This is a genomic window from Stenotrophomonas lacuserhaii, assembly GCF_039674585.1.
GTDB classification, from domain to species: Bacteria; Pseudomonadota; Gammaproteobacteria; order Xanthomonadales; family Xanthomonadaceae; genus Stenotrophomonas; species Stenotrophomonas pennii_A.
The window spans coordinates 24,369-43,093 of the sequence record NZ_JBDJNU010000032.1 but is presented as its reverse complement, the minus strand read 5'-3'; the positions used below and the strand labels follow the sequence as shown (position 1 = coordinate 43,093).

12 protein-coding genes, 1 pseudogene and 1 riboswitch are annotated in these 18,725 nt (G+C 68.1%); of the genes and pseudogenes, 7 read left to right on the top strand and 6 right to left on the bottom strand.

Annotation, left to right across the window (positions count from 1 at the left end; translation table 11 throughout):
• Window positions 1–166: 166 nt before the first annotated feature.
• The 3 genes and pseudogenes from trhA to ABE522_RS12750 form a co-directional block, all read right to left on the bottom strand.
• The gene (gene trhA / locus ABE522_RS12760; protein ID WP_346592012.1) at window positions 167–835 is read right to left on the bottom strand and encodes a PAQR family membrane homeostasis protein TrhA; all 669 of its coding nucleotides are present in this window, start codon (window positions 833–835) and stop codon (window positions 167–169) included.
• Between the two features lie 55 nt (window positions 836–890).
• The gene (locus ABE522_RS12755) at window positions 891–2,492 is read right to left on the bottom strand and encodes a peptide chain release factor 3 (protein WP_346592011.1); all 1,602 of its coding nucleotides are present in this window, start codon (window positions 2,490–2,492) and stop codon (window positions 891–893) included.
• Between the two features lie 113 nt (window positions 2,493–2,605).
• Window positions 2,606–3,100 (bottom strand): annotated as a pseudogene (locus tag ABE522_RS12750) (M23 family metallopeptidase); the annotation flags it as partial.
• A 236-nt stretch (window positions 3,101–3,336) separates the two neighbouring features.
• Window positions 3,337–3,454: riboswitch (SAM riboswitch) on the top strand.
• Window positions 3,455–3,533: 79 nt separating this feature from the next.
• On the opposite strand from ABE522_RS12750, the gene metX reads away from it, so the two are divergent.
• From metX to ABE522_RS12730, 4 genes are read left to right on the top strand one after another with little or no spacing between them, the layout of a single operon-like run.
• A complete protein-coding gene (gene metX, locus ABE522_RS12745) occupies window positions 3,534–4,565 on the top strand; it encodes a homoserine O-succinyltransferase MetX (protein ID WP_346592010.1) in 1,032 nt (343 codons plus the stop codon).
• Window positions 4,562–5,800: an O-succinylhomoserine (thiol)-lyase gene (locus ABE522_RS12740; RefSeq protein ID WP_346592009.1), complete on the top strand. Its 1,239-nt coding sequence runs from the start codon at window positions 4,562–4,564 to the stop codon at window positions 5,798–5,800. The genes metX and ABE522_RS12740 overlap by 4 nt, the downstream gene beginning before the upstream one ends.
• Window positions 5,797–6,885, top strand: a complete 1,089-nt coding sequence (locus ABE522_RS12735) for a homoserine dehydrogenase family protein (RefSeq protein ID WP_346592008.1) — start codon at window positions 5,797–5,799, stop codon at window positions 6,883–6,885. Before ABE522_RS12740 ends, ABE522_RS12735 begins: the two co-directional genes overlap by 4 nt.
• 24 nt (window positions 6,886–6,909) lie before the next feature.
• Complete coding sequence (locus tag ABE522_RS12730; RefSeq protein WP_346592007.1) at window positions 6,910–7,641, top strand: response regulator transcription factor; 732 nt, start codon at window positions 6,910–6,912, stop codon at window positions 7,639–7,641.
• Here ABE522_RS12730 and ABE522_RS12725 read toward each other — a convergent pair whose 3' ends face one another.
• Entirely contained in the window at window positions 7,642–8,907 is a 1,266-nt protein-coding gene (locus tag ABE522_RS12725) for a sensor histidine kinase (protein WP_346592006.1), read from the bottom strand.
• 340 nt (window positions 8,908–9,247) lie between these two features.
• Here ABE522_RS12725 and ABE522_RS12720 point away from each other — a divergent pair, with 340 nt between their 5' ends.
• A complete protein-coding gene (locus ABE522_RS12720) occupies window positions 9,248–13,912 on the top strand; it encodes an ESPR-type extended signal peptide-containing protein (protein ID WP_346592005.1) in 4,665 nt (1,554 codons plus the stop codon).
• 70 nt (window positions 13,913–13,982) lie between these two features.
• Complete coding sequence (locus tag ABE522_RS12715) at window positions 13,983–15,818, top strand: S8 family peptidase (RefSeq protein ID WP_346592004.1); 1,836 nt, start codon at window positions 13,983–13,985, stop codon at window positions 15,816–15,818.
• Between the two features lie 55 nt (window positions 15,819–15,873).
• On the opposite strand, the gene ABE522_RS12710 is transcribed toward ABE522_RS12715, so the two are convergent.
• Together ABE522_RS12710 and ABE522_RS12705 are read right to left on the bottom strand one after the other, a co-directional pair.
• Entirely contained in the window at window positions 15,874–16,863 is a 990-nt protein-coding gene (locus ABE522_RS12710) for an alpha/beta fold hydrolase (protein WP_346592003.1), read from the bottom strand.
• Between the two features lie 123 nt (window positions 16,864–16,986).
• Complete coding sequence (locus ABE522_RS12705; protein ID WP_346592002.1) at window positions 16,987–18,369, bottom strand: L-serine ammonia-lyase; 1,383 nt, start codon at window positions 18,367–18,369, stop codon at window positions 16,987–16,989.
• A 100-nt stretch (window positions 18,370–18,469) separates the two neighbouring features.
• On the opposite strand from ABE522_RS12705, the gene ABE522_RS12700 reads away from it, so the two are divergent.
• On the top strand, window positions 18,470–18,700 hold the full coding sequence (locus ABE522_RS12700; RefSeq protein ID WP_346592001.1) for a glutaredoxin family protein: 231 nt from the start codon (window positions 18,470–18,472) through the stop codon (window positions 18,698–18,700).
• The last annotated feature ends 25 nt before the right edge of the window (window positions 18,701–18,725 follow it).

Here is an 18,725-nt window from a genome sequence, read left to right as displayed (position 1 = left end):
ACCCATGGTCGGCGAGCGCAGCGGGCCGTTGGCGGGAACATTCCGCCGACCATGGGTCGGCGCTACCAAGCCACCCCGCCCCGCCAACCAGCAGCCCAGCAGCTTTTGACGTTGACGTTGACGTTGCCTTCGCTGTTGCTTCAAGCCCGCGCGCAAGCGCGGGAAATCACAACACCTGCGCAGTCACCGCGACGAAGTGGCAGACGCTGCCGCCGATCACGAACAGATGCCAGATGGCATGCGAATAACGGATCGATTCGCGGTGGTAGAAGTAAGTGCCCAACGTGTAGGACAGCCCGCCGGCCAACAACCAGCCCAGCGTCCACAGGTCGATCGCCGCCAGCATCGGCTTGATCGCCACCACGATCAGCCAGCCCATCGCGATGTAGATGCCGGTCGACAGGGCCTTGAAACGGCCGGTGTAGAACAGCTTGAACACCACCCCGGCCAGGGCCAGCGTCCAGATCGCGGCGAACATGCTCCAGCCCCAGGGGCCGCGCAGGCCGATCAGCATGAACGGGGTATAGGTGCCGGCGATCAGCACATAGATCGCGCAATGGTCGAAGACCTTCAAGCGGCCCTTGGCCACCGGGTGCTGGATCGCGTGGTACAGCGTGGAGGCGGTGTACAGCAGCAGCAACGCCACGCCGAACACGATCGAACTGAACAGTTGCCAGCCGTCGCCGTGGATGGCGGCCAGGGTGATCAACACGGCGCTGCCGGCCAGGGCGAACACCGCACCGAGGCCATGGGTCAACGCGCTGGCGATTTCCTCGCGGATCGATTCAACAGAGGTCATGAAGGACGAATGGGTCGCAGGGAGGGGGACCTGCATCCCCCCTATCATCGCCGCGATGGCCGGCGCGTGCACGCCCGGCCACCGCCATGGTTCAGGACGTGGCGGTGTAGGCCGCTTCACGGGTAGCCGAGAAGCGCACGTCCGGCGCGCGTTCCTGCGCCAGCTGCAGGTTGACCCGCGTCGGCGCCAGGTAGACCAGCTGCCCGGCCGCATCCACCGCCAGGTTCAGCGCGTTCTTCTCGCGGAACTCTTCCAGCTTCTTTTCATCGCTGCAGGTGACCCAGCGCGCGGTGACCACGCTGACCGGCTCGAAGGTGGCTTCCACGCCGTATTCGTCCTTCAGGCGGTACGCGGCCACGTCGAACTGCAGCACGCCGACCGCACCGAGGATCAGGTCGTTGCTCATCAGCGGACGGAAGAACTGCGTCGCGCCCTCTTCGGACAACTGCGCCAGGCCCTTCTGCAGCTGCTTGAGCTTGAGCGGGTCGCGCAGGCGTGCGCGGCGGAACAGTTCCGGGGCGAAGTTGGGGATGCCGGTGAAGGTGATCGCCTCGCCTTCGGTGAAGGTGTCACCGATGGAAATGGTGCCGTGGTTGTGGATGCCGATGACATCGCCCGGCCATGCCTCGGCGGCGATCTCGCGATCACTGGCCATGAAGGTCAGCGCGTTGGCCAGTTTCATGTCCTTGCCGGTCCGCACGTGCAGGGTCTTCATACCCGCCGCGAAACGGCCCGAACACACGCGCATGAACGCCACGCGGTCGCGGTGCTGCGGGTCCATGTTGGCCTGGATCTTGAACACGAAGCCGGTCAGCTTGTTCTCTTCCGGGGCCACCGCACGGCCGGTGCTGGCACGCGGCTGCGGCGACGGGGCGTGTTCGACGAAGAAGTCCAGCAGCGGTTGCACGCCGAAGTTGTTGACGCCCGATCCGAAGAACACCGGGGTCTGCTTGCCGGCGCGATAAGCGTCCAGGTCGAACGGGTGGCTGGCGCCCTGCACCAGTTCCAGCTCGTCGCGCAGTTCGGCCAGCATCTGTGCGCCGATTCTCTCCGCCAGTCCCGGGGAATCGATGGACGGGAAGATGGTCGAGTCCTGGCGGGTGAAGTTGCGGCCCTGCTCGTACAGATGCACTTCCCCGCTGATCAGGTGGACCACGCCCTTCAGGCGCTGGCCCATGCCGATCGGCCAGGTCACCGGTGCGCACTGGATGCCGAGCACACTCTCCACTTCATCCAGCAGGTCGATCGGTTCCTTGCCCTCGCGGTCGAGCTTGTTGATGAAGGTCATGATCGGCGTGTCGCGCAGCCGGCAGACCTCCATCAGCTTGATGGTGCGTTCTTCCACGCCCTTGGCCACGTCGATCACCATCAGCGCCGAGTCCACCGCGGTAAGCACGCGGTAGGTGTCTTCGCCGAAGTCGGCGTGGCCCGGGGTATCGAGCAGGTTGACGATCTTGCCTTCGTAGGGGAACTGCATCACCGACGAGGTGACCGAGATGCCGCGTTCTTTTTCCAGCGCCATCCAGTCGGACGTGGCATGGCGTGCGGCCTTGCGGCCCTTGACCGAGCCGGCCATCTGGATCGCACCGCCGAACAGCAGCAGCTTTTCGGTCAGCGTGGTCTTGCCCGCATCAGGGTGGGAAATGATGGCGAACGTGCGGCGGCGCGCGGCTTCGGTGGCGACTTCGGACATGGCAGGGGGCGCCCGCCCGGGGCGCAGATCAATGAAGTAAGCCGATGATTATCGCCGAAAAAGGGGACGGAGGGGATTAAGACGTGAAAGGCCGCGTTCGGGCCGAATGCGCCTTAATCCCCTCCGTCCCCTTTTTCGAAATGGAGCTGGCCGCGCGGGGTCACGATGCGCACCGGGATCGACTCGAGCTGCGTGCCGCGCTGTCGCTGCACGGCGAAATGCAGGTGCGGGGCGGTGCTGTAGCCGGTGTTGCCGGACAGCGCGATCGGCTGGCCGGCCTGCACCTGCTGGCCTTCACGCACCAGCACGCCCTCGTGCTGCAGGTGCGCGTAGACGGCCATGCTGCCGTCCTCATGGACGATGCGCACGTAGTTGGCGCGCTCGCGGTCACGCAGCGGATCCAGCCCATTGCCGCTGAAGCCCGCCTGCACCCGGGTCACCCGACCGGCGCGCGCGGCCAGGACCGGCGTGCCTTCGGGCAGGGTGAAGTCCACCGCATGGCGGTTTTCCGCGTCGCGGTGGCTGAACCGGCCCCGCGGGGCCTGGCCCACGCTGAAGCGGCGGGCATCGAACGGCAGCTGGTAGGCGAACGAATCCGCCGCGGGGGCGCCTGACAGACCCCAGCCGGCGCGCCAGTCGAGGGCATCTGCCGCCATAGCGGGTTGCGCACACAGGGGCAGCAGGATCAGGCAGCACGGCAGCAGGCGGCGCATCGAGGATCGGCGTGGCAGCAGGAGGGCGGACTGTAGCAGCCCGCGCTGCGGCAGGCGGAAGTTGCGAATGAATCCATCGCTTCATCCGCATGAAAGGATTGACAGGCCGGAAATTCGCTGGCATCGTGGCTCCACCATCGAGACCGGCAGAGGGACAGGCCCTTTGAAGCCGGGGCAGCCCGCAGGCGCGCAAGCGTCAGCGTAGGTGCCAAATCCTGCGGGGACCCCGTGTCTACCGGAAGATGGTTCGAGCCGTGCCCCCGAAGGGCAGGACTTGGACGCGAGCCCCGCGAAGGCTCGATGGCCGTTTTCCTTATTGGATGCCGCCATGAGCTTCGCCCCCAGCACTGCCCTCCGCCCCGACTCCTTTGTTCCCGTCAGCGTGCCGGTCGAAGACCGGGTGCATGCCGCACGCGGCGAGTTCGCCGCGGTGCTGGACATGCGCCACGCCGGTCCGCGCCCGATCCGCCTCCGCTATGAGTGGGTAGGCCCCGCCGACGCCCCCGTCGTGGTGCTGGCCGGTGGCATTTCCGCCAACCGCCACGTCGCAGCCAATGCCCGGTTCAACGAGAAGGGCTGGGCCGAAGGCCTGGTCGGCCCGGGGCGGACGCTCGACCCGCAGCGGCTGCGCGTGCTGGCATTCGATTTCATCGGCGCCGATGGCGCGCTGGACGTGCCGATCGATACCGCCGACCAGGCCGATGCGCTGGCGATCCTGCTGGATCACCTCGGCATCTCGCAGCTGCAGGCCTTCGTCGGTTACTCCTATGGCGCGCTGGTCGCCCAGCAGTTCGGCGTGCGCCACCGCCTGCGCGTGCAGCGACTGGTGGTGGTCAGTGGCGCGCACCGTGCGCACCCCTACGCGGCTGCCTGGCGCGCGCTGCAACGGCGTGCCGTTGCGCTCGGCCAGTTGCAGTGCAGCGATGAAAACGGCCTGGCCCTGGCACGCCAGTTCGCGATGCTCAGCTACCGCACGCCGGAAGAGTTCGGCGAACGCTTCGACGCTGCGCCGGAAGTAATCAATGGGCGCGTGCGCGTGGCCGCCGAAGATTACCTGGACGCGGCCGCCGCGCAGTACGTCGCGCGCACGCCGGTCACCGCCTGGCTGCGCCTGTCCGAATCCATCGATCTGCACCGCATCGAGCCGGTGCAGCTGCTGCTGCCCACCGTGGTGGTGGCCGTGGAAGGTGACCGCCTGGTGCCGCTGGCCGATCTGGTCAGCCTGGTCGAAGGACTGGGCCCGCGCGGCAGCCTGCGCGTGCTGCGCTCGCCGTACGGCCACGACGCCTTCCTGAAAGAAACCGATCGCATCGACGCGATCCTCGCCAATGCCATCCGCATCCCGGGAGAAACCGCATGAGCCACGACATCAACGGCACGTCGTCCTGTAGCCGCACCACTGCCGCGGTGCGCGCCGGCATCGACCGCGACACCGCGCACGGTGCGGTGACCCCGCCGATCGTGCTGTCTTCCAACTTCAGCTTCGACGGCTTCGGCAACAAGCGCCAGTACGACTACACCCGCAGCGGCAATCCGACCCGCGACCTGCTCGGCGAGGCACTGGCCGAGCTGGAAGGCGGCGCCGGCGCGGTGGTGACGGCGACCGGCATGGGCGCGATCAACCTGGTGCTGCAGGCACTGCTGGGCCCGGAGGACACCCTGGTGGTGCCGCACGACGCCTACGGTGGCAGCTGGCGGCTGTTCAACGCGCTGGCCGGCAAGGGCCAGTTCAAGCTGGTCACCGCCGACCTGACCGACCCGCGCTCGCTGGCCCAGGCGCTGGCCAGCTCGCCGAAGCTGGTGCTGGTGGAAACCCCGTCCAACCCGCTGCTGCGCATCACCGACCTGCGCTTCGTCATCGATGCCGCGCACAGGGCCGGCGCGCTGGTCGTCGTCGACAACACGTTCCTGTCGCCCGCCCTGCAGCAGCCGTTGGCGTTTGGCGCCGACCTGGTCCTGCATTCCACCACCAAGTACATCAACGGCCACAGTGATGTGGTCGGCGGTGCGGTGGTGGCGCGCGATCCGGACCTGGCGCAGCAGCTCACCTGGTGGGCAAACGCACTGGGACTGACCGGTTCGCCGTTCGATGCCTTCCTGACCCTGCGCGGCCTGCGCACGCTGGATGCACGCCTGCGCGTGCACCAGGAAAACACCGCGGCGATCGTGCCGCTGCTGGCCGCCCATCGCGCGGTGAGCGCGGTGTACTACCCCGGCCTTGCCGACCACCCAGGGCACGCCATCGCGGCGCGCCAGCAGTCCGGTTTCGGCGCCATGCTGTCCTTCGAACTGGCGAGCTGCCACGGCGATGATCCGCACGCTGCGGTACGCGCCTTCGTTGATGGACTGCAGTATTTCACCCTGGCCGAATCACTGGGGGGCGTGGAGAGCCTGGTCGCCCATCCAGCGACCATGACCCATGCGGCGATGACGGTGGAGGCACGCCAGGCCGCCGGCATCAGCGAGGGCCTGCTGCGGTTGTCGGTGGGTATCGAAGCCGAACGCGACCTGCTGGCCGACCTTGCCGCCGCGCTGGATCGCGCCGCAGCGGTGGTCGACGCACACGCCCGGCAGAAACAGGTCGTGGATGCATGAACGCCCAGGTCATCGAACTCACCCGCGCCGCCCCGGGGCGACTGGCTCTGTTGGGAACCGGCACGGTGGGCACGGCGTTCGTCGCCCGTTACCAGGCATTGCAGGCACGCGGGCTCGCCTTGCCGCAGTTCCGTTGGTTGGCCAATTCACGCGCGGTGCTGGCCTGCGACGGTGCGCCGGAACAGCCGCTGCAGGAAGCACGACGCGCGCCCCGGTTGGTACACGACGCAGCGCCGTGGAAGCAGGCCGACACGTTGCACGCCGGTGACGTGGTGGTCGATGCCACGGCCAGTGAAGCGGTTGCTGCCGAGCACGCACACTGGCTGGCGCGCGGCGTGCACGTGGTCACCGCGAACAAGCTGGGACAAGGCGCGCAGCAGCAGCGCGCGACGCAGATCGCGGCACGCTGCGCGGAGAGCGGTGCATGTTACGGCGACAGCGCCACCGTGGGCGCGGGCCTGCCGCTGCTGAGCAGCCTGCGCGCGCTGGTCGAAGGCGGTGATCGCATCCATCGCATCGAAGGCGTGCTGTCCGGTTCGCTGGCCTGGTTGTTCCACCGATACGACGGCAGCCAGGCGTTTTCGGTGGCCGTGCGCGAAGCGCTCGATGCCGGCTTCACCGAGCCGGATCCGCGCGTGGATCTGTCCGGCGAAGATGTCCGCCGCAAGCTGCTGATCCTGGCGCGTGCCTGCGGGCTGGGGCTGGGCGATGGGCAGGTCCACGTGGAATCCCTGGTGCCGGCAGCACTGGCCACGTTGCCGGAGGCGCAGGCACTGGAGCAGCTGGCGCTGTTGGATGCACCGCTTCACCAGCGTTGGCTGCGGGCGAACGAGGCCGGGCAGGTGCTGCGCTTCATCGGCAGCGTCGAAGCGGGCGCTGCACGGGTCGGCGTGCAGTCACTGGCAGCCGACCATCCGCTGGCATCGGGCGCGGCGACCGACAACCGTGTCGCGATCCACAGTGACCGCTATCGCGATCAACCTCTTCTGATCCAAGGCCCGGGCGCGGGTGCGGAGGTCACGGCGGCGGCACTGCTGGATGATGTGCTGCGCATCGCGCGGAATGCAGGCCGAGCCTGCGGTTGAACCCAGCGGTCTGGCTATCATCGATTGATAGCGACTGTCGAAGATTGTGCGGTGATTGTTTTGCAAAACACTTCCCTCCGCGTGACCGTGCTTGAAGATGACGCCGTGCTGCGCGAAAGAATCCTTCTGCCGCGCCTGCGCGAGCAGGGATTCGACGTCGTCGGGCTGGGTACGGCGGCCGCGTTGGAGCGGATGCTGGCGACCCGGCTGCCCGATATCGTGGTGTTGGACATCGGCCTGCCCGATGCCGACGGGTTCGTCCTGGCGCAGTCGCTGCGGTCGCGGTTTCCGGCCATTGGGGTGGTGATGCTGACCGGCCGGCACAGTCCGCACGACAAAGTCCGCGGGCTGGTGGAGGGCGCTGATGCCTACCTGACAAAACCCGTGGAACTGGGACTGTTGGCCGCAACCCTGCACAGCCTTGGCCGTCGACTGCAGGCGGCCGACGATGAGGTCGTGCCCGCCATCTCGGGCTGGCGCCTGGATGGCAACGGCTGGCGCCTGCTGGCGCCGTGCGGTCAGCCGGTGGCGCTGACGCGCAGCGAGCGCCCGCTGCTGTACTGCCTCATGCAGCATCCCGGGGAGGTCGTAGGCCGTGAAACGCTGGTCGCCAGCCTCACCCACGATGCCTTTTCCTTCGACATGCACCGGCTGGATTCACTGATCCACCGGCTGCGGCGCAAGATCGCCGCGGCGAGCACGCATCCGTTCCCGCTTTCGGCCGTGCACGGCGCCGGCTACGTGTTCGCGCCGTGATCAGGCGGCAGGCAGCCGCAGGCTGATCCGGGTGCCGACGTGGCAGCTGCTGTGGACCTCGATGCGTCCGCCATTGGCGTGCACGACGTCGCTGACCACGGCCAGTCCCAGACCAGTGCCCTGGTCACGCGGCTTGGTGCTGAAGAACGGGTCGAACATGCGCTGGCGCGTCAGCGCATCCATCCCATGGCCGTCGTCGGTGATGTTCAGATGCACCGATCCGGCACGCTGCAGCACCTCGATCCGCACGCTTCCACCGGCCTGTGACCCCACTGCATCGCGGGCGTTGGCGACCAGGTTCAGCATAACCAGGTCGAACTGGTTGCGGTCCATCAGCAACCAGGCGGTGTCGGCGACCTCGCCGATCTTCAGCTGGCTCCGGTTGACGAATAACTGGCGCAGCATCGGCTGCAGTTCGACCAGCGCCGCGCGTACGCAGAAGCGCTCGGTCTCCACGCTGTCCTGGCGGCTGAAACGCAGCAGCGCGCGGCACACGTGGTCGCCCCTGCGGGCCGCCACGTCGATGCCTTCCAGTGCATCGACCAGCGCCGCTTCGCGCTGCTGCGGACTGTCGCCCAGGCGATCGCGTTCGTCGCAGAAACCACGGATCACCGCCAGGATGTTGTTGAAGTCGTGGGCGATGCCGCTGGTCAGGCGACCGGCGATATCCAGTTTCTGAGCATGCAGCAGGTGCTCCTGCAGTTTTTCGCGCTGGTCCATTTCCCGGCGCAGGGCGGCGCCGTGGCGGCGTTCGCGTACCAGGCTGTCGCGCAGGGCGCTGGCGGTACGGTCCAGGATGAAGGCGATGATCAGCCAGGCCAGCAACAGCGATGGGCCGTTGCGCATGGCGTTGGCCGTCCAGTGCCCCCCATGCCCTGAGTGGTAGTCGGTATGCATGCCGACAGCGAACACGCCGAGGATGCCCGACCAGGTCAGCCACAATGCGCTGCGACCCAGCACCAGTGCAGCCATCACCAGCAGCAGCAACAACGGCGTCTGGTCGATCAGCAGGGTATGTGCGCCGAGCTTGTGCCAGGTGATGACGCTGCTGGCGAGCACGGCGATGATGAAGAGGCGCACGGCGCGACGCGGGTTTCCGCACCGTATCAGGGCCACGCCGGCCAGTGCGGCTGTCGCGGTCAGCAGATCCGTCGCCAGTACCAGCGTCCATCCGTGCGGAACCGGACGATCTGCCAGTTGCCATAGCCAGTTCAGCGGCAGGCCCAGCCCATAGAAGCACAGAAGCAGTTGAATGGCGGGTGCCATCCGCCGGTCGACGTCGTCATGCGGTGCGACCCGTGGCCACTTCTGCAACCAGCGATGCCACGTCGAAGTGGGAGACGGAGGGGGAACCTGTGACATGCAGCGCGCGGCGGACCGACCATCGGTGAGAAGTGGCGAGTATTCGGTGACACCCCGTGCGTGACAACGATTGCAGCTGAACCGTACGTTCATCCCCGTCGCTGCTGGACGTCTGCAACCGGACTGGATGCCACGTGCCGCGCGGCGCTTCTTTGGACACTCGGGCCCGGCGGCCGGATCGGTGTACGACACCGTCTGGCCAGCGGGACGGGAGTGCTTTGCCCTTCGAACCGTGAGGTGCTGGATGAACAAGATTTTCAGTCGTGTATGGAGCCGCTCGCTGCAGCAGCTGGTGGTGGCCTCGGAACTTGCCACGCGTGGTGGTTGCCAGAGTGGCAGGCGGCGTCTGCCCCGCTGCGTGGTGGCAGGCGCACTGCTGCTGCCGGCATGGGGGGCGATGGCTGCGGATGATCCTTCGCTGCAGGCCGCGCCCATCGGGCCGAGTGGCTACGTGGCCGTTGACGGCAGCGATGATGGAAGCGATGACGCGCTGGCAACCGGTGACGCGGCGGTGGCCGTGGGCGTGCTGGCCCGTGCACAGGGCGCCGACGCCACGGCGGTAGGCAGCCAGGCGCGAGCCACGGCGGTGGGCGCGTCGGCATTCGGAAGCGGCGCGCGTGCAACGGCTGGATCGGCTACCGCGGTGGGACAGAGTGCCCGCGCGCTGGCCATCGGCGCCGCTGCGATAGGGCAGAACGCGACAGTCAGCGCACAAGGCGCTGCTTCGGTCGCGGTGGGCGCGTATGCGCAGGCCGACGCCGCCGATGCCGTGGCACTGGGCAGCCACTCGTTGGCCGATCGTACCGGCACGGTATCGGTGGGCCGACGTGGGCAGGAACGCCAGATCGCCAACGTAAAGGCCGGCAGTGAAGCGACCGACGCGGTCAACGTGGCACAGCTGGATGAAGTAAAGGCGCAGATGGAAGCGTTGGATTACATCGCCATCGACGGCGACGTGGACCGTAATGACCGCGCATCCGTCAACGGTGAGAAGGCAATCGCGATAGGGTCGCGCGCCACGGCCGATGGCAACAACGCCACGGCGGTCGGCGCTGAAGCCTGGACCCAGGGCATCGGCAGCTCGGCGTTCGGTCAGGGGGCGACGGCGATCGGTGATGCCGGCACGGCGATCGGCCAAGGCAGCGTGGTCATCGGTTTCGGCAACACCGCAGTAGGTGCCAGTGCATCGGCAGAAGGTGATCAGGCGGCCACCGCACTGGGGGCGCTGAGCACGGCCATGGGCGATGGGTCCACTGCGGTTGGCGCCAACGCGCAGGCCTATGCGCCGGGCAGCTTGGCCGCAGGCTACAACGCGGGCACCAACGGCGAAGCGGGCGTGGCCATCGGCGCCAACGCGCGTGCCGTCGGCGGCGACTTCAACGTGGCGGTGGGTGGCAACGCGCAGGCGATCGGCACCGGTGCCTCGACACTGGGTGCTGGCGCGTTGGCGCACGGCGACGACGCCACTGCGCTGGGCAGCGAATCCACCGCGGAGGGTGACGCCGCGCTGGCGGCCGGCAACAACGCGTCGGCGCATGGCGCCGAGAGCAGCGCGTTCGGTTCCAACAGCCTGGCCGGTGCCGCGCATGCCGTCGCCATCGGCGGCAGCGCCTTGGCCGCGGGCGAAGGTTCGGTCGCCTTGGGCAGTGGTGCCGCCGCGCTCGGCGAGCGCTCCATCGCACAGGGCAGCGGTGCCAGCGCCACGGCGCAGTCTGCCATCGCGCTCGGTGATGGCAGTGCGGCCGAGGGACCGGGCGCGATGGCGTTGGGCTCGCTGTCATCCTCGCGCGGCTACGCCAGCGTGGCGGTGGGCGGCCTGGCCGAAGCCAACGGCAACAGCTCGGTCGCCCTTGGCACCCAGGCGCTTGCGGACGGACCGGCAAGCATCGCCGTTGGTGTAGGTGCATCGGCCACGGGCGATTTTTCCACCGCGCTCGGCCCGTTCGGCCGGGCGGCAGGGCATAGCGCGCTGGCATTGGGCAGCGCCAACGCGGCCGGACTCACCAGCATCGCGGCAGGCTTCAAGGCATCGGCCTACGGTGATGGCTCGATCGCCTTGGGAGCAGAGTACATCTGCGATGGCATCTGCATTGAAACCAACACCGCTGCCACGGGCAGCAACAGCATGGCCGTGGGTGCCTCGGCCCGGGCATTCGGCAAGGACTCGGTGGCCCTGGGGCCGATGAGTGGTGCCTTCAGTGAGCACGCGGTCGCGTTGGGGCTGCGTTCGGAAGCGTACGGCAACAACAGCACCGCCATCGGCCAGGACGCGCTGAGCAGGGGGGCCAACAACATCGCGCTGGGCAACAAGGCGCATGCGGCCGGCGGCACCAATCCCGCCATCCTGAGCAACAACATCGCCATCGGCACCGACGCCCTGGCCGAATACGCCTACGCTACCGCTCTGGGCACCAACGCAAGCGCGACCGGGCTGGGATCGATGGCCTTGGGCTGGAAAGCCACGGCATCGGGGTGGAGCGGGATTGCACTGGGGACGTCGGCCGATGCCGGCGGCGCCTTCGGCGTTGCGGTCGGCAATGGCAGCCACGCCGATGCCTACCAGGCCACGGCGATCGGTTCGTCCGCGCGAGCGTCCGGCAGCGCGGCAACGGCTGTCGGTGGCCGCAGTTTCGCCGATGGGTGGGGCAGCGTCGCCGTCGGCAAGATGTCCTACAGCCATGGTGAGTACGCCACCGCACTGGGCACGATGGCGATCGCCTACGCCGACCGGAGCGTGGCCATCGGCAATGCCTGGGCCGCCGAGCAGGCCACCGATAGTGTCGCGCTGGGCTACGGATCGCTTGCCAAACGTGCCAACGCGGTTTCGGTGGGCGCATCGGAAGGCTGGTGGGATGAAATGGGCGATTACCACGGGCCGATGCAGCGCCAGATCACCGACGTTGCAGACGCGACGCAGGACCACGACGCGGTCAATCTGGGGCAGCTGAAGCGGGTGGAAGCCAGGGCCGGCAATGGCCGTTTCGTCGCGGTGGACGGTGCCGACGATGGCAGCGATGATCCGTTCGCCAGTGGTGAGGGCGCCACGGCGATTGGACCGCAGGCGCTGGCCGATGGCGCCGGTAGCGTCGCATTGGGGCACCAGAGCAACGCCAGTGGTGGGGGCGCGATGTCCCTGGGTGTGCACTCGCTGGCGCTTGGTGAAGGCGCCATCGGAGTGGGCAGCGCGAGTACAGCACTCGGCCTGAATACGGTGGCGGTCGGACAAGGCACAGTCGCCAGTGGAGCCTTCAATACGGCGGTGGGTGGAGCCTACGAGGGGCCCGTTGACGGCGTGCCGGTCCAACGCGCGACGATGGCTACCGGTCGCGGCGCTGCTGCGTTCGGCTCGGGCGCCCAGGCGACCGGCACCAACTCGCTCGCCGTCGGTGCGGCCGCCAGTGCGGATGACCAAGGGACAGCGGTTGGCTTCGGGGCGTCGGCCAGCGAGGGCTACGGCACCGCGCTGGGAACCTACAGCCGGGCGGAATCCGAAGGCACGGCAATCGGCTACGGCGCCGAGGCGCTGGCGCACGGCTCAACGGCGCTGGGCTGGAATGCGGAGGCCAGCGCGCTGTATTCCACCGCCATCGGTATCGGCAGTCGTGCGACACAGTGGGGCGCGGTGGCACTAGGCGATTTCGCTGACGCGACGGGCAGCGGCAGCATCGCCATCGGTGAGCTCACGGCGAGCAGCGCGTACAACAGTGCGGCGATCGGCTCGGCGGCCCAGGCCTCGGGTTGGCAATCGGTCGCCTTGGGCGCGTCGGCGGTTGCCAATGCGGCTGACTCGGTAGCAATCGGCTCATCGAGTCGTGCTGACAGGGCCCACACCGTCTCCGTCGGCAGGGCGGGTGCAGAACGCCAGATCGTCAACGTTGCCGACGCCACCGAAGGCACCGATGCCGTCAACAAGCGGCAGATGGACAGCGCGATTGCCGATATCGGGGACGGCCTGGGGGATCTCGGTGCCACCGCGGTCCGCTACGACGACGAGGGCAAGGCCCGCATCTCCCTGGGCGGTGAGCAAGGCACGACGATCAGCAACGTACGCGCAGGCGTGGCGGCGACCGATGCGGTCAACGTCAACCAGCACGAAGACGTGGTGCGCGCCCTGGGCGGCGGCGCGGCGCTGGGCGGCGACGGCATGCTCATCGGGCCGGTGTATACGGTCCAGGGCGCACGTTTCGGCAATGTCGGCGGTGCGGTCAGCGCACTGGATGGCGCGGTGAGTGCACTCGACACGCGCGTGGGCGCACTGGAATCGAGCCCCCCTGCAACGCCGGGTCCGGCGCCGGGGGACGGTGGACATGGCGGTGCCGGCGGTGGCAAGACGCCGATCGATCCATTGCCCGGCGAAGGCGCAGGCGCGGGCGAAGCGGCACCCGGCCTGGTGGCGGCCGGCACCGGCAAGGGCTCCATTGCGATAGGCGAAGGCGCTGTCGCGGATGAGGCCGACACGGTGTCGGTCGGCAGTGCGGGAAATGCCCGCCGCATCACCAACGTCGGTGCGGGCACGGCTGCCAGCGATGCGGCCAACGTCGGACAGATGCAGGCCGGCGATGCGCAGACGCTGGCATCGGCACGGACCTATACCGATTCGCGCTTCAAGGAAATGGATGACCGCTTCGTCGACCTGTCGCAGGGCGTCGACCAGCGCCTGCACCAGCAGGATCGCCGCATCGACCGCCAGGGTGCGATGAGCAGCGCGATGATGAACATGGCGATCAACGCGGCGGGCAGTCGCAGCCCGCGCGGACGCGTGGCCGTCGGTGCCGGTTGGCAGAACGGCGAGCAGGCCCTTTCGGTGGGCTACGGCAAGCAGGTCGGCGAGCGCGCCAGCTTCAGCCTGGGCGGTGCTTTCAGTGGCAATGACCGCTCGGCCGGCGTCGGCTTCGGCATCGACCTGTGACACTCCGGCCGCCCCGACCGGGGCGGCCTTCTTCAAGGGGGTTCGCAGCCCCCCACTGGATGGAACACCCATGAACAAGCCTCTTTCGTTGTGTGCCGTTGCCGTTGCCGTCGGCATCGCACTGGCCAGCCTGACACCACCTGCCGCCGCTGCCGACCTGGCAGCCGGCCGCAACGTGGTGCCGCTGCGCCTGCTTCCCGATGCCGCAGCGGCAGGCACCCAGCGGTTCATCGTCAAGTACCGGGCGGGCAGCGCGCCAGCGCGTGATCGCAGCCGGGTACAGGCCAGCCTCACGGCCGCCGCGGGTCGCAGCCCCGGCCTGCAATCCTCACGGCGTCTGCCGGGCCTGCGCAGCGTGCGCCGCAGCGCGACCGGTGCGGAGCTGATCAGCGCTTCGCGGACACTGGACGCCAACGAGGCCCAGTCGCTGCTGCAGCAGCTGCGGCAGGATCCGGACGTGCTGTATGCACAGCTGGACAGCCGCAAGCACGCACTGGACCTCATGCCCGATGATCCCCAGTTGCCGGTGTACCAGTGGGATCTGCTCAATACCGTGGGCGGCATCCACGGACCGGCGGCGTGGCAGCACAGCACCGGCGAAGGGGTGGTGGTGGCGGTGCTGGACACCGGCTCCACCCCGCACGTGGACCTGAGGGACAATCTGGTTCCCGGTTACGACTTCGTATCCTGGTATGGCCAGTCGCCGGACGAGCCCGATGTTGCCGGCGATGGTGATGGGCGTGATCCCGACGCGACCGATCCGGGTGACTGGGTCGATGCCTCGATGCCCTGGTGTGGTCGCTCGTCCAGCAGCAGTTGGCATGGCACCCACGTGGCCGGTACCGTGGCCGCGATGACCAATAACGGAGTTGACGTAGCGGGCACGGCATGGGGGGCGAAGGTGCAGCCGGTGCGCGTGCTGGGCCACTGCGGCGGACTGACCTCGGACATCGCCGACGCGATCGTATGGGCTGCTGGTGGCCATGTCGACGGTGTGCCCGACAACCCCACTCCAGCCGACGTCATCAACATGAGCCTGGGCGGCAGCGGGTCGTGTGCAGGTGACCCGGCCACGCAGGAAGCCATCGACCTGGCGGTCAGTCGCGGTACGACGGTGGTGGTGGCGGCAGGCAACCAAGGGGCCGATGCGGCGAACTACAGCCCGGCAAGTTGCCGCAACGTCATCACCGTGGGTGCTACCGGCATCGGCGGGCGCATGGCCAGCTATACGAACTTCGGCACGACCGTTGCGCTGTCGGCACCTGGCGGCGACCCGGACACGGGAGCGGGTATCTCGCTCGGCTATGTCTGGTCAACCGCCAATGAGGGCAAGACCGTGGCAGGCGGGGACATCCTGCGCGGCATGGTCGGCACGTCGATGGCTGCGCCGCACGTGGCGGGCATCGTCGCGCTGATGCAGTCGGCGGCAGTGGGGGCCGGCAGGGCGGCGTTGTCGCCGGCGCAGGTACGCGGGCTGCTGATTGAATCGGTGCGGCCGTTCCCGCTGCAGCCAGGCCGGCCGATCGGAGCCGGACTGGCCGATGCCAACCGCGCGGTGCAGCTGGCGCTCGGCAACCCGTTGCCTGAAGTGCCCGTGCCCGAGCTCTCCAGCGGCGTGCTGGTGAGCGGCCTCGGCGGCACCGTAGCGCAATCGCATGTCTATCGTGTAGAGGTGCCGGCCGGGACGCGCAGCCTGAACCTGCGCACGCTGGGCGGGCGCGGCGATGTCAGCCTGTATGCCTCGCTGGGCACCGTGCCGACGCCGGAGGATGCGCAGCTGCGCTCCAGACGTCCGGGCAACGCGGAAGCCATCGTGGTCAGCAATCCGCGAGCCGGCACGTGGTACCTGCGGCTGGTGGGCGAAACCGCCTTCAGCGACGTCGGCGTGCTGGCTGTCGCACGCTGATGCCTCCTGCATGAGGTCGGGAAAGGGGCTGGCGATGCCGGCCCCTTGCGCGCGCTCAGCGGGCGCTGAGGAAGCGCAGCAGCGCCGCGTTGAACGCTGCTGGATCCTGTACCTGCGGCGAGTGCCCCAGTCCGGCGAACTCCACGAGCTGCGCGCCGGGTATCGTCCCAGCGGCGGCCTTGCCCAGCGCAGGGTAGTCGCCCAGCGTAGCCTTCACCGCAGGCGGTGCCAGGTCACGGCCGATGGCGGTGCGGTCGGTCTGGCCGATGAACAACGTGGTCGGCACGCGGATGTCCTTCAATTCGTAGACCACCGGCTGGTTGAAGACCATGTCCGAGGTCAGCGCCTGGCTCCATGCCACCGCGTCCTTGCCCGGCCCGGCGTACATGCCGGCCTGCATCCGCGCCCAGTGCTCGAACTGCGGCTTCCAGTCGCCGTCGTAGTACACGTCCAGCTGGTATTTCCGGATCGATTCGAAGCTGGTTTTCAGCTCATTGGCATACCAGGCATCCACGCTGCGCCACGGCACGCCCAACGCCTTCCAGTCTTCCAGGCCGATCGGATTGACCAGCGACAACGACTGCGTGGCCTCCGGGTACAGCAGCGCATAGCGGGCGGCCAGCATGCCGCCCATCGAATGGCCGACGATGTGCGCGCGCTGCACGCCGAGGTGTTCGAGCAGGGCGTGGGTATTGGCCGCCAGTTGGCCGAAGGAATACTGGTAACCCTGCGGTTTGCTGGATTTGCAGAAGCCCACCTGGTCCGGCGCGATCACCCGGTAGCCGGCATCCAGCAACGGCTGGATGCTCTCCTTCCAGGTGGCGGCGCAGAAGTTCTTGCCGTGCAGCAGCACTACCGTACCTGCCGGCGCGCGTGCCGGCGGGATATCCATGTAGGCCATTTCCAGTGGCTGGCGCTGCGACTGCAGCGCGAATGTCTTCACCGGATGGGGATAATCGAAGCCTTGCAGGCGCGCGCCGTAGGTCGCGTCGGCGAGGGCGGTCAACGGAAGGCAGGCGAGCAGGGCAGTGGCCAGCAGGCGCATGGGGGGGGGCTCCTGGGGGGAAGCTTGAGGTTACCCGGAAAAGCGTGACGACCAACGGTCGTCACCCACCATCAGCGGTCGTCACCCACCATCAGCGGTCGTCCCCACCATGCGATGCGGTCGTCAGCACTCGATGACGTTCACCGCCAGGCCGCCGCGGCTGGTTTCCTTGTACTTGTCCTGCATGTCGCGGCCGGTGTCGCGCATGGTCTTGATGACCTTGTCCAGCGAGACCTTGTGCTTGCCATCGCCGCGCATCGCCATGCGTGAGGCATTGATCGCCTTCACCGCGCCCATCGCGTTGCGTTCGATGCAGGGGATCTGCACCAGCCCGCCGATCGGATCGCAGGTCAGGCCGAGGTTGTGCTCCATGCCGATCTCGGCGGCATTTTCGATCTGGCTCGGGCTGCCGCCCAGCGCGGCGACCAGGCCACCGGCGGCCATCGAGCAGGCCACGCCCACCTCGCCCTGGCAGCCGACTTCGGCACCGGAAATCGAAGCGTTTTCCTTGTACAGGATGCCGATGGCGGCCGAGGTCAGCAGGAAGTCGAAGATCCGCTGTTCGTTCGCCCCCGGGCAGAAGCGGTCGAAGTAGTGCAGCACCGCAGGCAGCACGCCGGCGGCGCCGTTGGTGGGGGCGGTCACCACGCGGCCACCGGCGGCGTTCTCTTCGTTCACCGCCAGTGCGTACAGGTTGACCCAGTCCAGCGTGGTCAGCGGATCGCGCATCGCAGCTTCCGGCTTGGACGACAGCTCGCGGTGCAGTGCCGGCGCCCGGCGGCCCACCTTCAACCCGCCGGGCAGCACGCCTTCCTGGCGGATGCCGCGGGCCACGCAGGCCTGCATCGCTTCCCAGATCTCGCGCAGCTGGGCGCGGATCTCGTCTTTGCTGCGCCAGCACTTCTCGTTCTCGAACATCAGCTGGGCAATGCTCAGGCCGCTGCGCGCGGTCTGCGCAAGCAGCTCGTCGCCGCTCTTGAACGGATACGGCAGCGGCGTTTCGTCGGGCACGATGCGGTCGTCGGCCGCATCGTCCTGGTTGACCACGAAGCCACCGCCGACCGAATAATAATCGCGCGTGGCGATCAGCTCGTCATTGGCGCCGTACGCGGTGAAGCGCATGCCGTTGGTGTGGTAGGGCAGCTTCTGGCGCTTGTTCATGCCCAGGTCGCGTTTCTCGTCGAAGCTGATCTCGTGCTGGCCCATCAGGTTGATGCGCTTGCTGCCGCGGATGCGTTCCAGCGTAGCGGGGATGATGTCCGGGTCGATCAGGTTCGGACGCTGGCCTTCCAGCCCCAGCAGTACCGCCTTGTCGGTGCCATGCCCGCGACCGGTCAATGCCAGCGACCCGTAGACGTCGGCGCGGATCCGCACCACGTCCTGCAGCCGGCCGGGATCAAGCAGCCAGCGGTGCACGAAGCGCTCGGCGGCCTTCATCGGGCCAACGGTGTGCGAGGAACTCGGGCCAATGCCGATCTTGAAGACGTCGAACGTGCTGACTGCCATGGATGCCGTGCTGCGGGTACCGGGAAAGCCGCTATTCTAGCGGCTGCCGCAACGCATCCTTGGCTGCGGCGCAGCAAAGCCGGCCACTGGAGCCCTGTCCGTGTTCATCCTGTACCAACGCGACGATTGCCAGCTATGTGACGAAGCGCTGGCGCTGCTCGCCCAGGCGCGCTTTCCGGCGTTTGATCCGGTGTTCATCGATGGCCACCCGACGCTCGAACCGCGCTACGGCGCGCGCGTCCCGGTACTGCGCGATGCCGCGGCGGACCGCGAACTGGACTGGCCTTTCGACGTGGCCGCGCTTGCGGCCTTCGGGCAGGGGAACCGCTGACGCCAGGCCATGCCCGGCGCCACCG

Bases quoted from the DNA above. Each gene is read 5' to 3' on its own strand.
- ABE522_RS12735 (WP_346592008.1), top strand. From the start codon at position 5,797: ATGAACGCCCAGGTCATCGAACTCACCCGCGCCGCCCCGGGGCGACTG.
- ABE522_RS12755 (WP_346592011.1), bottom strand. From the start codon at position 2,492: ATGTCCGAAGTCGCCACCGAAGCCGCGCGCCGCCGCACGTTCGCCATC.
- ABE522_RS12710 (WP_346592003.1), bottom strand. From the start codon at position 16,863: ATGCGCCTGCTGGCCACTGCCCTGCTCGCCTGCCTTCCGTTGACCGCC.
- metX (WP_346592010.1), top strand. From the start codon at position 3,534: ATGAGCTTCGCCCCCAGCACTGCCCTCCGCCCCGACTCCTTTGTTCCC.
- ABE522_RS12705 (WP_346592002.1), bottom strand. From the start codon at position 18,369: ATGGCAGTCAGCACGTTCGACGTCTTCAAGATCGGCATTGGCCCGAGT.
- ABE522_RS12715 (WP_346592004.1), top strand. From the start codon at position 13,983: ATGAACAAGCCTCTTTCGTTGTGTGCCGTTGCCGTTGCCGTCGGCATC.
- ABE522_RS12740 (WP_346592009.1), top strand. From the start codon at position 4,562: ATGAGCCACGACATCAACGGCACGTCGTCCTGTAGCCGCACCACTGCC.
- ABE522_RS12720 (WP_346592005.1), top strand. From the start codon at position 9,248: ATGAACAAGATTTTCAGTCGTGTATGGAGCCGCTCGCTGCAGCAGCTG.
- ABE522_RS12725 (WP_346592006.1), bottom strand. From the start codon at position 8,907: ATGGCACCCGCCATTCAACTGCTTCTGTGCTTCTATGGGCTGGGCCTG.
- trhA (WP_346592012.1), bottom strand. From the start codon at position 835: ATGCAGGTCCCCCTCCCTGCGACCCATTCGTCCTTCATGACCTCTGTT.